This is a genomic window from Yoonia vestfoldensis, from assembly GCF_002158905.1.
GTDB lineage: Bacteria > Pseudomonadota > Alphaproteobacteria > Rhodobacterales > Rhodobacteraceae > Yoonia > Yoonia vestfoldensis_B.
On sequence record NZ_CP021431.1, the window covers coordinates 2,399,214 to 2,415,167 of the forward strand.

11 protein-coding genes are annotated in these 15,954 nt (G+C 57.1%); 4 read left to right on the top strand and 7 right to left on the bottom strand.

Features of this window, described 5'->3' with window-relative positions; genetic code table 11:
• Positions 1-21: 21 nt before the first annotated feature.
• From LOKVESSMR4R_RS12005 to LOKVESSMR4R_RS12035, 7 genes are all read right to left on the bottom strand, one after another.
• Positions 22-2,859, bottom strand: coding sequence for a beta strand repeat-containing protein (locus LOKVESSMR4R_RS12005; protein ID WP_087208709.1), 2,838 nt, complete (start codon positions 2,857-2,859; stop codon positions 22-24).
• Positions 2,860-3,110: 251 nt separating this feature from the next.
• On the bottom strand, positions 3,111-4,421 hold the full coding sequence (locus LOKVESSMR4R_RS12010; RefSeq protein ID WP_087208711.1) for an HlyD family type I secretion periplasmic adaptor subunit: 1,311 nt from the start codon (positions 4,419-4,421) through the stop codon (positions 3,111-3,113).
• Positions 4,422-4,439: 18 nt separating this feature from the next.
• The gene (locus LOKVESSMR4R_RS12015; RefSeq protein ID WP_087208713.1) at positions 4,440-6,623 is read right to left on the bottom strand and encodes a type I secretion system permease/ATPase; all 2,184 of its coding nucleotides are present in this window, start codon (positions 6,621-6,623) and stop codon (positions 4,440-4,442) included.
• A 79-nt stretch (positions 6,624-6,702) separates the two neighbouring features.
• The gene (locus LOKVESSMR4R_RS12020) at positions 6,703-8,136 is read right to left on the bottom strand and encodes a TolC family protein (protein ID WP_087208715.1); all 1,434 of its coding nucleotides are present in this window, start codon (positions 8,134-8,136) and stop codon (positions 6,703-6,705) included.
• 2 nt (positions 8,137-8,138) lie between these two features.
• Positions 8,139-8,498 carry a hypothetical protein gene (locus LOKVESSMR4R_RS12025; protein ID WP_087208716.1) on the bottom strand — a complete coding sequence of 120 codons (360 nt, stop codon included), beginning with the start codon at positions 8,496-8,498 and terminating at the stop codon, positions 8,139-8,141.
• A 10-nt stretch (positions 8,499-8,508) separates the two neighbouring features.
• Positions 8,509-8,985, bottom strand: a complete 477-nt coding sequence (locus LOKVESSMR4R_RS12030; RefSeq protein WP_087208718.1) for a hypothetical protein — start codon at positions 8,983-8,985, stop codon at positions 8,509-8,511.
• Between the two features lie 497 nt (positions 8,986-9,482).
• Positions 9,483-9,674, bottom strand: a complete 192-nt coding sequence (locus tag LOKVESSMR4R_RS12035) for a hypothetical protein (RefSeq protein WP_087208720.1) — start codon at positions 9,672-9,674, stop codon at positions 9,483-9,485.
• 252 nt (positions 9,675-9,926) lie between these two features.
• On the opposite strand from LOKVESSMR4R_RS12035, the gene LOKVESSMR4R_RS12040 reads away from it, so the two are divergent.
• The 4 genes from LOKVESSMR4R_RS12040 (at position 9,927) to LOKVESSMR4R_RS12055 (ending at position 15,936) form a co-directional block, all read left to right on the top strand.
• Positions 9,927-12,257, top strand: a complete 2,331-nt coding sequence (locus LOKVESSMR4R_RS12040; RefSeq protein WP_087208721.1) for a helix-turn-helix transcriptional regulator — start codon at positions 9,927-9,929, stop codon at positions 12,255-12,257.
• 98 nt (positions 12,258-12,355) lie between these two features.
• Complete coding sequence (locus LOKVESSMR4R_RS12045; protein ID WP_087208723.1) at positions 12,356-13,384, top strand: ABC transporter permease; 1,029 nt, start codon at positions 12,356-12,358, stop codon at positions 13,382-13,384.
• A complete protein-coding gene (locus LOKVESSMR4R_RS12050) occupies positions 13,384-14,256 on the top strand; it encodes an ABC transporter permease (RefSeq protein ID WP_087208724.1) in 873 nt (290 codons plus the stop codon). Before LOKVESSMR4R_RS12045 ends, LOKVESSMR4R_RS12050 begins: the two co-directional genes overlap by 1 nt.
• A gap of 3 nt (positions 14,257-14,259) precedes the next feature.
• Positions 14,260-15,936 (top strand): dipeptide ABC transporter ATP-binding protein, encoded by a 1,677-nt coding sequence (locus tag LOKVESSMR4R_RS12055; RefSeq protein WP_087208726.1) that lies wholly within the window; start codon positions 14,260-14,262, stop codon positions 15,934-15,936.
• Positions 15,937-15,954 lie beyond the last annotated feature (18 nt).

The following is a 15,954-nucleotide window of genomic DNA, read 5'->3' on the forward strand; positions in this document are numbered from 1 at the left end:
CCATTTCGAAAGAGCGAACTCTTATACGATGATGTCGGTAGCAGCCAGTGTACCAGTCAGACCAGTCAATTCGACAACAACATCGGCAGCTGTGAATGAACCGCTACCATCGATGTCGACCGCAAGAAGAATTTTGCCATCTGACAGGGTCAACAGAGCAGCATCGGCACCCGTACCATCGAACTTAGCCGTTGTCGCGGATCCAGTGGCTGCATTGAGCAAACCATTAAGTTCAGCGATTGTGTCGGCCTCAGAGTACGAAATCGTAAGCGTCTGAGAGTTAAGCTCAGTAGCAGCCACGCCCACTTTCAGATCGTCTGCAGCACCACCAACGAAATCGGTGATCTTATCAATCGCGCCAGCAGTTGCAGCATTCGAGTGAGCAGCAGTTGTAATCACGAAGATATCACTACCGGCACCACCAGTCATTGTATCGGTTCCAGCACCACCAGTGATTGTATCGACTTCAACAGAACCAGTTATTGTGTCATTACCAGCGCCACCGTCTAAGGTGATGGTGCCAGGTACTGAAGTACCCGTTCCCATCGTGAAGGTGATTGTGTCGTCACCAGCACCACCGTTGATAGTAACAATGCTAGTGTCATCTGCATGGTTTGCGTCGTAGTTAATAATGAACTTGTCGTTTCCTGCGCCCCCGGTGTAAACATCTGTTCCTGCATTAGAAGCACCAGTTACAACAGTGTTGGTCAATGTAAGCTCAAGAGCGTTCGCACCAGTCAGGTTACTCGCATCAACCGTAATCACGTCGGCTGTAGCTCCCGAAGCAATGTTTGCAGCAGTAACTTTCAGAACATTTGAAGTGCTTGACGCGAGTGTGTTCGCGAAGCCACCCAACGTCCAGGTCAAGTCCCCTGCAACCGCGCCACTCAAGGAAATGTTCTCAATGTTTGCAACCTTGCTAAACATTGTATCTGCGATAGTCAGTGTATTGGTGGTCGTAGCCGACTCAGACATCGTCAGCGTATCTGTACCATCGCCACCGTCAATTAAGACCGAACCGGTCAGAATTGCTTGGGTAGTAGAGGTGAACGTATCATTACCAGCATTGCCCAGGTAAGTGGACCCAGCAGCACCGATCGTGTACTGATCAACAGCTGCTGAACCCTTGACTGTCGACGCAGCAAACAAGCTGCCCGCAGCGACAAGGCCCAAGCTTGTGGCAGCGCCGTTGCCTGTCAGAGCGGTAGCATCGATCGTGACAGCTTTGGCAGTCGCCACGTTTTCAAGATTAAACGACGAACCTGTAAGGACGATGCTCGTTGCTGCATCCGCAGTGAAGCTTGCTACCGTAGCAACCTTGTTAGCAGCAGTTGCGCTCGCCCCGTGAATTGAGGCCAGATTGATTGTCTCAAAACCGTTTACAGTGAGAGCGTCGGCATCCACTGCAGCGCCAGTAGCAGTCGAAGCCGCGCCAAGCTTAAGGGTCAAGGCGTCAGATGTGCCTACAGCGTTTGCCAGCGAGAAGGTAACCCCGCTGCCGGCGTTAACTGCACCAGTAATAGTGATGTCAGATGCTTGAGCCGCATTGAGGTTAGTAAACGTTGTCGCACCGCCTGTCGCGGTGATCTCGAGCGCCGTTACCGAGCTTACGAGCGACGCATCGTAAGAAGTAGCCGTCCGAACAACCTCAAATCCAGTGTACTTTGCAGCATCTGCAGCGGAGTCGAGGTCTGTAACCGCATTCACCACGAGTGTGTCGCGACCAGCGCCACCACTTACTGCCGCTGTTGAGCCTATTGCAGCAGTCGTGATAACGTCATTACCGGAACCACCTACGAAGCTGGTGGTATTGGTGCCGAGGGCAATCGTTACGCCACCGCTGTTGTCAGAAGCATTGATCGTTTTCACGTTAGCAGCAGTACCCAGGTCGACTGCACCAGCGCCGTTAATATCAAACGCTGCAGTGGTTGCAAAGTCTGCGCCCGTCAGGGTTGCTGTAAGACCTGTGGTCGCATTTACTGTCAAAGATGTTACAGTATTCGCACCGGCACTATCCAAAAGAATTGTGTCGACCTTGTTCGCAGCACCAGTCGAATTGATTGTCGCGGTTGTCACGCCTGTACTTGCAGTAGCGGTAATATTAGCCACGCCAGAGTTGAGTGTACCACCCGAAATGTTAATCGTTTGGGCGGATGTCGCAGTCGCGTAAGCGAAGCTTACAATGCCGTTAACGACTGAGCCATTGCCGACCATACCTATTGCGGCACCGGCCTCGAGGCCCGTTACTGCAATGTTGCTATTGCTACGGTCAGCGTTAACAGCGGTAATACCAGTGGCGAGACCTGCGTTAAACGTTGCAGCGTCAGCCGCAACGGTACCGTCACCATCAATCGCGCGAATGTTAATTACTTCATCAATCGCGCGAATGTTAATTACTTCGATGCCGGACATGCCCACCGAAGCAACGCCAATGTTTGCGGCTAGCACATTTGCGACCACGTTTACAGTGTCGGTGCCAGCACCACCGCTGATCGTGTCTGTGTTAGAAAGCGTGTTTTCTGCGGCCGTTGCCGAAACAGATGCTGAGAAAGTATCGTTCCCAGCAGCGCCCGTGAAGTTGTCGGCGCCTGTAGTGAGCGTGAAGGTTTGGCCAGCAGGTGTCGTTGGCGTCGTTGGCGTCGTCGTGCTTGTCGTCGTGCTGTCGTCATTACACGCAGCCAGCGAGACGGCCATCAGTGTCAGACCAGCGCCCTTGGCGGTGCGCTGCGTTGTTTTCGCTTCCCAAGCTTTCATCAGCTTGGCAACAGCGGCATTCTTTGGCGTGGTTGCGGCTGCATCCACGGGCACCAGACGTTGTACATCATCAGCGATGAAGTCTGTCGAAACGATCTTGTTCATTTTTGGTCCTTTTTTACCGATGTTGTTAAGGGCTTCGAAAACTCGCCCCCAATCGCGTATCGGTTTAGATGCAAAAATGGGGGACATCTTTACCTTTATTTATAAACACTTTTTGGCGTTGATGGCCTGATGCGCCGCGCTGCCGCATGATGTGCGGCAGGGCAGCGGGTGCCGCGAGGCCCCCTGCCCCGCCGCGCCCCAAAACCCCGGATTACAAGGGGTTTTGCGCTATATTCCCGCTATGGCCCGCGTTAATCGCGCAGGGCGAGTTCCTGTATCTTTGCCACCGGCTGCCAGATATATTCCAGCACCGTCCGCTTGCCCGAAAGCACATCAACGGTGGCCGTCATACCCGGGATAAGTGTCACAATTTCGCCACTATCTACGCGCAATTCACCCTCGATCGCGACCTCGACCAGATAGCTGCTGGGGGCGTTGGGGTTCTGCTCGTCGGCGACGGCGTCGGGGCTGATCTCGATCACCCGCCCGGCGACAGAGCCGTATTTCGACGAATCATAGGCCGAAAGCCGGATCCGCACGTCATCATCCAAGCGGATGCGCGAGATGTCCTGCGGCATGATCCGCGCCTCGACCACCAGGGCCTCGCCGGTGGGGACCAGTTCCAGCATCACGTCACCGGTCGCCACAAAACCGCCCGGCGTGCGGAAATTCAGGCGGCTGACGATGCCTTCCATCGGGGCGCGGATGATGGTCCGGCTGACGCGTTCTTCAAGCTTTGGCAGCGCCTCGCGCAATTCGCTTTGTTCGGCGACGACATCGTTCAGCTCGTCCATGGCGCGCAGGGTGTAATTGTCACGGGCATTCACCATCTCGGCCTGCAGTTCGGCCATGCCGGATTCAGCCTGGGCCATCGACACCGCCGCGCGTTCCCCGTCGCCGCGCGCCTGTTCCATCTGCCGCCGCAATTCCAGCAGCCGCGTCGCAGGCACGATATTGTCGCGCACCAGCGGTTCGACCAATTCGATTTCCTCTTGCAACAGCGCCACGGTGCGCGCGGCGGTCCCCGCGATGTTTTCAGCAGCAACCAGATCTTGCGACCGCTGTTGCAGCCGCTGTTCGAGAACCGCGATCCGTCCGGCCAGCTCTGCACGACGCGCAGCGAACAGGGATTGTTCGGTCAAGCTGACAAGCGGCGACATCGCGCTGACATGGTTGGGCGGGTCGAAATCGGTGCCATCAATCTCGGCACGCAGGCGGGATTCCTTGACGTCCAGACCAGTCAGGCGCTGGTTCAGACGATTCAATTCGCTGCTTGAATCAATCGGGTCGATTTCAAACAGGACATCACCTTCACCGACAATCGTATTCTCGGACACGAAACGGCGCAGAATAACGCCACCCTCGGCGGCCTGAACAAGCTGGTTTTGCACCGAGGATATCACGCGGCCTTCGCCGCGCGTCACATTATCCAGCTCGGCCCAGCTGGCCCAGATGAAAATGGCCACGACCAGCACGACAATTGTGCCCAATATCGTTGATCCAGACAGGCCCTCGCGGCCGGCCATATCGCGCGAAAGTGCTTTGAAGTTGATTGATGACATCTAATGCATCCCGCCTGTCTATGATCTAATTCTGTCAGGTGTCGTGTCGGCAACGATACTGCCGCGATCGACAACCAAAACACGGTCGGCCAATTCAAGAAGCGAATTGCGATGCGTCACCATGATGACGGTCCGGTCACCCGACCAAAGTTTCAAACGGTCCACCACGCCTTTTTCGGTGACGGTATCCATCGAACTGGTCGGTTCATCCAACACGACCACCGCAGGATCGTGCAGCAAAGCGCGGGCAAGATTGATTGACTGGCGTTGACCGCCGGAAAGCCCCTCGCCACGTTCTTTCAATTCCATGTCATAACCGCGCTGGTCACCGGCGACGAAATCATCAACACCAGAGATTTTCGCGATATTCAGAATATGCGCATCGTCATATTCATAAAAACCCATTTGCAGGTTTTCTTTGATCGTACCGGAAAACAGCCAGGTATCCTGCAACATGATCCCAAGGTTGCGGCGCAGATCGGATTTATCAATCTGTCTGACATCGACACCGTCAATCAGCACCGCGCCTTCGCTGGGCGTAATCAGCCCCGAAATCAGCCGCGAAACCGTCGATTTGCCAGACCCCATGCGGCCGACAATTGCCACCTTTTCGCCCGGTTCGATTTTCAGGGACAGGTTCTTGATGATCGGGTTGCTCGACCCTGGAAAGGAATAGCTGACATTGCGCAGCTCGACGCTACCGGCCATCTTGGGGCGGCTCAGGCGCTGCAATGTTTCGTCTGGCTGGTCCTCGCTAGAGGCCATCACGCTGGAAAGCGACCGATAAGCCTCGAGTGCGCCATTCGCCCGCGACATTGCCGCCGCCAATTGGGACAAAGGTGCCAGCGTCCTGCCGCCCAGAATGACCGCCGCGATCATCGCCCCCATGGTGATGGTGCCGTCCTGGATAAGAAACACGCCATAGAAAATCGTCGCGACCTGCGCAAATTGCTGAATTGACGCCGCCGAGTTGATGGCGAATTGCGACAGCATCCGGCTTTTCAACCCAAGTTCGGATTGTGCATCTGCGGCTTCTTCAAACCGGCGACGCATCAGGCGGCCAGAACCAGTGGCCTGAACAGTTTCCAGCCCGTTCAGCGTTTCGACCAGAACGCTCTGCTTTGACATATTGCTTTGCATGGCATTCTTTGTATTCAACGCCAGAAACGGCTGAATAACCAAGCCGGACAGAATGACCAATGGCACCGCGATCAGCGGGATCAACGCCAATGGCCCCGCGATCAGCGAGATGACCCAAATGAAGAAGAAAATGAACGGAATATCGACAATGGCAATCAGGGTTGCGGATGTGAAAAACTCGCGCAACGTGTCGAATTCCCGAACAATACTGGCCATTGCGCCGGCTTTTTGCTTCCTGTGATCCAGTTTCATATTCAGGATTTTGTCAAAGATCAGCCGCAGCATCCGTGTATCGGCGCGCTTCCCCGCGCGGTCCACAAATTGCGAGCGGAGCGTTTTGATAATGAAATCAAAACCCAACGCCAGCATGACACCAATCGTCAATGCAATCAGGGATTCAATCGCTTCGTTAGGTACGACGCGATCATAGACAACCATGATGAAAAGCGACGTCGACAGTCCCAGAAAGTTCGTCAACGCCGCAGCGATGATCACCTGACCATAAAGCCATTTCCCCTGCAGAAACGACCCAAAGAACCAATCATTCTTGCCCTTCGGCTTTGCGCTGACATGCAGCTTTCGGCACAGTACGAAATGCGGCTGTAATTGATCCTCGATCTCTTCTTTCGCGATCCGTTCGACCGTCTGGCTTTCATCCTTGTCAAAGCGGACAATTTCCAGCTCTCCATCCGGTTCGACGGAAACGATGACGACAGCCTGGTCAGTATGCGTAAAGCCGATCGCGGGGCAATGGCTCTGCTTCAGCGCTGTCACCGGCATTTCGCCGAAATTTGCTTCGAAATTCAAATGTTGAAACGCGGAAACCGCAGCCCGTGGGCCGAAAACATCGCTGGATAATTCCGCAAGATCACGCACAGCTGCCGCCGAGAAACTGAACCCTGATTTCGCAAGAACAAATTTGACCGCCAGGATCAGATGAAAATCTTCGAAACTTTCGGTGGCCTCAGCTGCCGGAACGACAGCCAGATCAGCGGGTTCCGCATGATCGGCGGCTTGATCAGCGCCGTCGGTTTCTTGTTGATTGGATTGGAAACCCTGCATTAGGAAATTCTTTCTCTTGGACTTGCTTTACCGACGTTTGATTGCCGAAAATGCTTTGACACCGCTGTGGTGGAATTCTTTATGAATCCGCATCGCGCAAGCCGATCTCACGCGCCAATAGACCCAGGCGCGCACCTATCGTCAGCACAAGGATTTCGCGTTCCGCCCGCATCGCAATGCTTTGATCTCGTACACGAAATAGCTGCACCTCGGCGTCGATCAGCTGGCTCAGACCGGTTTGGCCGGTGGCAAGCTGCGACTGCAACGTGTCAATCCGGGCGAAAGCCAATTCTTCACGCTGGGTTACAATCTGCAGGCTGCGTTCAATTGCATCCAGCCGCGTTATTGAGATATCGAGATCCGTTTCCAACGCCTGTTTGGCGGCGGCAACTTGTGCCTCTGCTCTTTGCAATTGCGCGGTCGCGGAGTCGAATTGCGATTGGCGCCGCCCGCCATCGCCAATCACATATTCCACGACCATGCCAAGCGAGCCATTGACATCATCTTGCTGATCGACCGGCGAGCGAACGCCCGCCTGCAATCTGACGCGCGGTTCAAATCCCGCCTCGGCGCTAGAAACTGCGCTGCGCGCAACGATCAATTCGGCCACGCTTTTCTGCAATTCGGGTGCCTGCAGCGGCGCGCTGGCCTCTGCCCTGATTGCGGGCGCTGTGATTACATTTGCAGGCAGCGATAAACGCACAGGGGATGTATTAAATAAGCTCTGGAATCTCAATTCGGCATCTTGCAGGTCCGCCTGGATATTCAGATTGACCATTTCGAATTCCAGGCGTTCACGCGTTGCACTGTCAACGACAGACCGGTCCACCATGCCATTGGCGGCCATGCGTTCAACCTGACTAATAAGCTCATTTAGCTTCGAGATACGCGAGCCAAGCAATTCCGCGCGTGATTGCTGTTGCCATACATCCACCCAAGCCCGCGCGGCCTGCGAAGCTACGTCATTTCCACGTACCATACGGTCGGCTTCGGCAATCAAGACCTGGGCATTTGCGCGGTTTATTTCGGCAGTGCTTTCACCACCATCATAAATCAATTGCGACAGATTGATGCCGGCTATAGCACCTTTTTCGACGTCGTCATCATTCGACGTATCCTGTATCAAGCCTGCGTTCAGGCTGCTTGATATCTGGGGTCGTTTACTGCTGAGCGCAGTATTCACCTGAGCTTTCGCGGCGGTTTCCGCGGCCAGCGCCGCGCGGTAGAGATCATTTTGAGAGACCGCCGCCAAAAGCGCCGCCTCGAATTGACCAAGCTGCAAGGGTGTTGTTTCGGTTGCGTCAATATCTGACGTTTCCAAAAGGATTTGTTCATCGATCACTAAACGCATGCTGGCAATATCATCCGGCGCTTGACCACAGCCCACCAAGGAGGTCGTAACCGCCAAAGCATTCAGCAGGGTCAACCGACGATAGCGGCCATGCGATCCCGCCACCCCATGTTTTGCATTTGCCGTTTTTACGTTGAGGTGCGATTGTTCTGCGCTAATCATGTTTAATCTCTTGAAGCGAATTGGTTTATTTTAATTTGGTAGTGTTGAAAGTAATCTTTCAACTCTTCAGTTACCTTATCGCTCAAGGTCAACATCCGACGGCTTTTCTTTTCGCCCTGCCGTGATAATATCGTTCCCTCGGCAACACGGTCTTTGATAAAATTCCGGACCGTCACCCGATTAACCTGCATTGTCGCAATGTTATCAAGATAGTCCTCGATCCCGATGTCTTGGTTGTTCTCGTTGATCGCAATCAACAGCATCAGCTCCCAATACTCTGGGTATTTTATGAAAATTTTCAGGTATTTCGTTCCAGCGAGATACCGGAGCCGATCAAGCTCTTTATCAATGGGGGCTTTCATTTTTCAGGCGTTATGCTTGATGCGCAGATTGACGGCCGGGCTTTGCATCTGCCGACAGGAAGGTTGAAATCTTCATTTCGTCGGATTCATCCGGAATGTTGCACAGCGTCACAGTGGCATAATTTACCCGATCAACATTGCTTTTGATGCCAAGGATAGGCAGTAACTGATCAACCAATTCTTGCGATGGTTGCAGCAACACCTCTGACTGTTTTCTGCCTTTGCGCTCGATCAGCAATCCCTGTTTACGCAGTTCTGCGATACGCTTGATCATTCCCGAGCGCGTGCTATATCGCGACTTTACCCGGTCGAGAGTCGCGTACAGCGGCAGTCCGGGTTCTCCTTTTTCGAGCAGAAGGAGGATGAATTCATAGACGCCCAAATTCGCCGATGCACGCAAGGTGTGATCTACCGCACCCATGGCCCGGACATATTCGATTTCGCGGGTAACTGACTGTTTTGATGTATCGTTTTCAATATCTGTCATAGTATTAATCGCACCTTCTATATTGATGAATTATACCCGCACAGACGAATCCGCGCATAACACACAATAGGTATTTGCGATATTTGTAAGCAAACATAAATAAAGTTATTAGTAGGCAAAAAGTAATTATAAAAATGTAACCAATGTGGATCAATTGATCATTATTCTATCTTTCGATATTTAATAGTGCTTTTATTTAATTCGCAGCGTGAAAAAATTATATTCACTTCACTCTCATCAGGATGCATTCACTGCTCCTGCGTGCATGCAATCGCTCGCCTTTGCCTTGCGAAAGATCAGCTATTGATTGCCCCCAAGCAGCACATAGGCCCGCGTTTCAACGGCATGCCCCATCGGCCAGCGCCCCGGCAAGGTCGCTGATGCCGTCTCCCAAATCATGCCCGCAAACTGCCTAATCAGCGCCGGGCGCGGAGGCTGTGGCTATTTCGATAGTCTGAATGCAAGCCCTGCCGACGCCCTGGGGCGCCGGATATAGGTCAGGACGATGGGTCTTTGCCGGCCCTGGCTTCACTTTCGTGGCGAGCTTTGCGCAGGCGCGCCATCTTGTCCTCGCGCTGCTTTGCTTCGGCATCCTTGATTTGTTTGACGACGCGGGTGGTTTTGTCCATCGTGGTTTCCGACTTGGTTTGGGCCGTCGTGAAACCGCTTAAATTCATGTTCTTGGCCATGGCGTTCGTCTCCTTCAAATAACTTCGGGATCGTGCTGAATACGCGTCAACTGATGGGATCTTGGGTGGCGCGGGCCGCCTGCGCCGCCGCGCGCAGGCACCTGCGCAAAGGCAAAAGCGCCTATTTGACGGCTGATAGCCCAATGGCCTGTCGTTGTCCAATTGCGCGGCGGGGCATGCATGGTTTGAACCGGCCCGATTTTGGTGGCATCTGTGCAAGCAAGGCTTACGGACCACAGGAAAGATCGGAATTTGCGCGCAACACTTGGTCTTTATCCGCCGCACAGCAGGCTGGCGGAAAGCATCCTGGCAGGGGCGGACCCTTTGGTGCTGATCTCGGCGCTGCCGGGCACCGGGCGATCAACGCTTTTGGCCCGGATCGCAGAATTATCCGGCGCGCAAGTCGTCACCGCGCCATGCGATGTGCCGCCGGGGGCAAGGCTCGGTCTGATCGACCTGCCCGCAGGGGCGCATTTTGCATTGCCGTCCGGGCAGACCCGGATCATCATCAGCGCCGCGCCACAGCAGATCACGGATTTCGCCAGGCTGCGGCTTTACGGTGATCTGCGCATTGTCGGCAATGCCGATCTGTTTCTGGCAGCAGGTGATGATCCCAGCTTTCACCAAAGCGGCGGCTGGCCGGCACTATCCGCCTTTTTCAGCCGCGAAATGCCAAGCTCTGCGGCACAGTCGATCCCCACCGCCTATCTGCGTGATACGGTGCTGGACAGGATAGATGGCGGCACGGTCGCGGTGCTGCATGCGCTGGCGCTGTCGCGGCGCGGGCTAGACGCGGCCCCGCTGGATTCCGATGCCTGCGCGGCGCTGCATTGGCTGCAACCGCTTGTGGTGCAAAATAGCGACCGCTGGACCTATCGCACCCCGGCACTAGGGCAGATGTTCCGCGATGCCATGGCCGAGATCGCGGTCGAAACACGCACCAGCCGCCTGTTAGAGGCAGCGGGCGAACCCGGCGTCGCGATCCGTTCGGCATTGGCGGCGGGGCACCGGCGGCGGGCGCTGGCGATCCTGGAACGCGGCGGCGGCGTCATGCTGGGCCACATGGAAGGCCCGGCCGAGGCGCGCGCCGTGCTGGATGCTTTCGGGCAGGATCCCGATCCATCGGTGCTGGCGTTGCGCGTCATGGTCGCGTTGAAAAGCGGCCAAGCCAGCCATGCCGCCTTGTTGCTGGATGCGGCGGAACAGACGATCCTGAATCCAGCGGCAGCGCCTGACCGCGCCGCATTGCTGTCCCGGCAGAATATCCCGCCGGAATTGCGCATGGTCCGCCTGCTGCTGGGCGTTTACAGCGACAAGCCGGTCAGCGCCAATTTCTATGGGGAATTCGCCGCCCTGCTGGCAGAGGCCCCGCCCGAAAACCATCTGTTGCGCGGCTCGGTCTATAATGTGGCGCTGGATGAACAGATCCGCAGTGGCCGCATGGGTGAGGCGATTGCAACAGGCGAACGCGCTTTGGCGCATTACGATGCAGCGGGCGCGCCCTATCTGGCATTCTATATCCATGTCCATCTTGCGCTGATGCATCTGATGGCGGGCGCACCAAATGACGCCGCACCACGGCTGGCATTGGCGCGGCAGAAACTGGGGAATACCGCGTTCGAGACGCCGCAGGACGATCTGTTTCTGGAATTGCTGGATGCACAGGTCGCCTATGAACAGGGCCGCCCGGAAAAGATGGCGCGCTTTGCCGAAACCGCATTCGAACGCTTTGCATATGGTGAATTATGGCCGACCATCGCCGCACAGGCGCTGGCCTTTGGCGCGGAATCCCTGCTGCAATTGCGCGGCGCCGCGGCAGCGCTGCAATATATCGACAGCTGGCGGGTGCAGATGTGGCGCACAAGACGGTTTCGCCTGCTGGTCGCACAACGCGAAGTGCTGATCCTGCAATCCGCCAACCGCTGGCGCGAGGCCCGCACCCAGCTTGAAACCATGGCAACACGCATCGGTCATATCTGGATCGAAAGCGCTGGCGAGAACCTGACCGATCTGCGCGATGCCGAGGATCTGACGCAGGCCCTGATCTGGCTGCGCCAAAAGCTGCTGGAACGTCCGCGCGATACCCTGCTTGGCGATCAATTGGCGATGCTGGCGGCCAATCCGCATCTGTCCTGGCGGCAACGGCAATGTCTGGCGATCTGGCAGGCCTGGTCTGCGCGCCGACGCGGCAAGATCGGCGAGGCGCGCCGCCTGCTGGCGCATGTGCTTGATACGACGGCGGCACGCTCTTGCCGCGCGCCGGTGTTGGAGGAACGCCAGCTTGTCGTCGCCATGCTGGATGATCCGCGCATGGCAGGCGGCCCGATGGAAAACAGGCCAGTGCCGCGCGACCTGCGGCGCGGGGCGCTGGATGTGGCGGTCACCGGGCTTTTATCGCGGCAGGAATTGCGCGCGCTTTTGTTGCTGTCGGAAGGCTGTTCAAACAAGGAACTGGCCCGCGAAATGCGTGTCAGCCTGCCTACGATCAAATTTCACCTGCGCAACCTTTACGCCAAATTGGGCGCGGCGGACCGGCGGCAGGCGATTGACATCGCGCGCAGCCGCCACATCCTGAAAACCTAAACCTATCCCTAAAGCACAAAAACCTATCCCTCGGACCGCTGGATCATCAGGGCCCGCCCCCGCAAGCTGCCGGCAATTGGACACCTGCCGGAGCGACCATGCCACCCAGCTTTGCCGAATTCATCCTCAGGCGGATTGCCGGTTTACTTGCCGTGCTACTGGTCTTGTCGATGATGATCTTCGTCCTGGCGCGCGTGGTGCCCGGCGATCCGGCGCGCATGGCGCTGGGGCCTGCGGCCAGTGCCGCACAGATTGACGCGATGCGCGCGCAGATGGGTTTGGATGATCCGCTGCCCCTGCAATATGTCAATTTCCTTGGCGGCGCGGTCCAGGGCGATTTCGGGCTGTCGCTGATTTCCGGCCGCCCCGTCGCCGCCGAGGTGATGGGCCTGCTGCCCGCCACGCTGGAACTGGTACTGGCGACCCTGGTCCTGATGCTGGTGCTGGGCGTGCCGCTGGGGGTCTTGTCGGCGCGCTATCAGAACACTTGGGGCGATACATTGCTGCGGCTGTTTTCGCTGGTCGGCGTGACGATGCCTGCGTTTCTGGCCGCGATCCTGCTGCAATTATGTGCCGCCTATTATCTGAATGACTGGCCGATCCTGGGGCGCATAGAGCGCGGGATCGGCGCGCCTGACGGCCCCACCGGCCTGCTGACGATCGACGGCCTGCTGACCGGACGGCTGGATGTGACGCTCAGCGCATTGCAACATCTGGCATTCCCCGCCATCGCCCTGTCGCTATCGGGGATCGCACAGATCATGCGGATCACACGCTCTGCGATGATCGAGAACCAGCGCCGCGATCATGTCCAGACCCTGCGCAGTTTCGGCGTGCCGGGGCGTGTCGTGACCTTCCGCTATTTGCTGAAACTATCCTCGGTCGCGCCGCTGACCATCATGGGGTTGGAATTCGCCTCGTTGATCGGCAATGCCTTCGTCGTCGAGATGGTCTTTGCCTGGGGTGGCTTTGCGTCACATGGATTGGAATCGATCCTGCAAAAAGATCTCAATTCCGTGATGGCGGTCGTCATGCTGTCGGGGCTGTTCTTTGTCGTGGCGAACCTGGTGATTGATATCATCGTCGGCCTGATCGACCCCCGTATCCGTATGAAAGAGGGTCGCTGATGCCCACCCAAGACGCGCCAAACGTAATCCTGACCGCGCGCCGCATGGCCTGGCTGCGGTTCCGGTCCAACCCGGTGGCGATCATCGGCGCGCTGATGGTGCTGTCAGTGCTGATCTGTGTGGCCTTTGCCCCCTGGATCGCCCCCTATCCCGACCATAGCGGCAATGTGCTGGATTTCAGCAACCGGCACGTTGCACCAAACGCCGATCATTGGCTGGGCACCGATAAGGTGGGCCGCGATATCCTGACGCGGGTGATCTATGGCTTTCGGGTGTCGCTATTGCTGGTCGTGGGCGTCTTGGGCGTCGCGGTGCCGGTCGGGGCGGCTTTGGGCCTGGCTGCGGGCTATTTCGGGGGCCGGGCCGAATTTGTCATCACCGGTTTTACAAATGTCATGCTGGCAATCCCGCCCCTGGTCATGGCTTTGGCGGTTGGCAATATCCTGAACCCCAATCTGATCAATGCGATGATCGCCATCGCGCTGCTGTGGTGGACCTGGCATGCGCGGCTGGTCTACCGCGTCGCCAAATCCGTCGCCGCCGAGGATTACATCGAGGCCACCCGTCTGGCAGGTGCATCGCATTGGCATATCCTGACCCGCGAAATCCTGCCCAATTGCATCGCGGTCATTTCGGTCAAGACGACGCTGGATGCGGCTTTCATCATCCTGTTCGGCGCAACCCTGTCCTTTCTGGGTCTGGGTGTGCGCCCGCCAACCCCGGACCTGGGGTCTATGGTCGCCGATGGCCGCCAATTCCTGCCCGAACTCTGGTGGGGGGTGTTGGGGCCTGCATTGGGGATCTTTTACGTCACGCTGGGTTTCAACCTGCTGGGCGACGGGCTGCGCGACATGTTCGATGTAGAGGTCTAGGCGATGGCATTGCTTGATATTCAGAACCTCAACCTGTCCTTTACCAGCTATGGCCAGCGCAGCCATGCGCTGCGTGATGTCTCGCTGAAGATCGAACCGGGCCAGCGTGTCGCGCTGATCGGCGAAACCGGCTCTGGCAAATCGGTGACGTCAAAGGCGATCCTTGACACCCTGCCCCGCAATGCCGCGGTGGAAAGCGGCAAGATCCTGTGGCACGGCAAGGACCTGTTGCTGCAAAGCAGTGCCACCCGCGAGGCTCTGAAGGGCGTCGAGATGTCGGTGGTGATGCAGGACCCTTTATCCTCGTTCAACCCGGTGTTTTCCATCGGCACCCATCTGGAGGATGTGCTTTACTGGGCGGACCGGCGCAAAGGCCAGGGTCGCAGCCGGGCCGCCCGGCGCGATCATATCCGGCAAGTGCTGCGCAAGGTGCAGCTTGCGGACCCCGACCGCGTGATGCGCGCCTATCCATCGCAGCTGTCGGGCGGCATGCGCCAGCGGGTGCTGATCGCGCTGGCGCTGATGAACCGCCCCGCCTTGCTGATCGCCGATGAACCGGGCACCGCGCTGGATGTGACAACACAGGATGAAATCCTCAAACTGCTGAATGCGCTGGTGGTCGAGGATGGGCTATCGCTGCTGATGATCACCCATAATCTGGGCGTGGTGCGGATGACCGCCGACCAGGTCTATGTGATGCATAAAGGCGAGATCGTCGAAAACGCGCCGCTGAAACAGCTCTTTGCAACACCGCGCACCGATTACGCCAAAGAGCTGATCGCCGCGATCCCGCCGCTTTATGGGCCGCAGGTCAAGGACCAGCCAGCCACCCCGCAACAGACGCTGGTCAAGCTCGAAGACGTCGGCAAGGATTTCATCGAAAAGCGCCTGCTGCGCGCGCCCGTGGTCAATAGTGCCGTCAAAGGCGTGGATATCGAGATCGCCAAAGGCGAGATTTTCGGGCTGGCCGGCGAAAGCGGATCGGGCAAAACCACCGTCGCGCGGATGATCATGGGGATCATGCGCCCCACCTCGGGCCGGGTGATCCTTGATGGGCAGCCGCTGACCGACCGGCTGGATGGGCGCGCGGACCGGGGTTTGGCGCAGATCGTCTATCAGAACCCCGGCACCTCGTTGAACCCCAAGCGCACGGTGGGCCAGACCTTGCAGGTGCCGTTCGACTTTTCGCAGACACCCAGATCGCAGCATCCCCGCCAGATCGCAGCCTTGCTGGACCGTGTCGGGCTGGGCGCGGATTATGTCAGCCGCTATCCGCATGAATTATCGGGCGGACAAAAACAGCGCGTGGCAATTGCCCGTGCGCTGGCCGCCAATCCGCGCCTCTTGGTGCTGGATGAACCGACATCCGCGCTGGATGTTTCCGTGCAGAAAAAGGTCATCGCCCTGCTGGAAGAGCTGCGCGATGAACTGGGTCTGACCTATCTGTTCATCAGCCATGATCTGTCGCTGATGCGTAATTTCTGTTCACGCATCGCGATCATGCTGCGTGGGCAGGTCGTCGAACAGGGCACGCCGGCAGAGGTCTTTGCAAACCCCAGCCACCCCTACACCCGCGCCCTTATTTCCGCGATTCCCGTCATCACCGACGCAGAGGAAGCGCAGAAACCCAAAGTCACCGATGAAGAGCGATCAAAATTTCTCGTGTCCTCGGCGGCATGAGCAAGAAGGAGAAGAAGA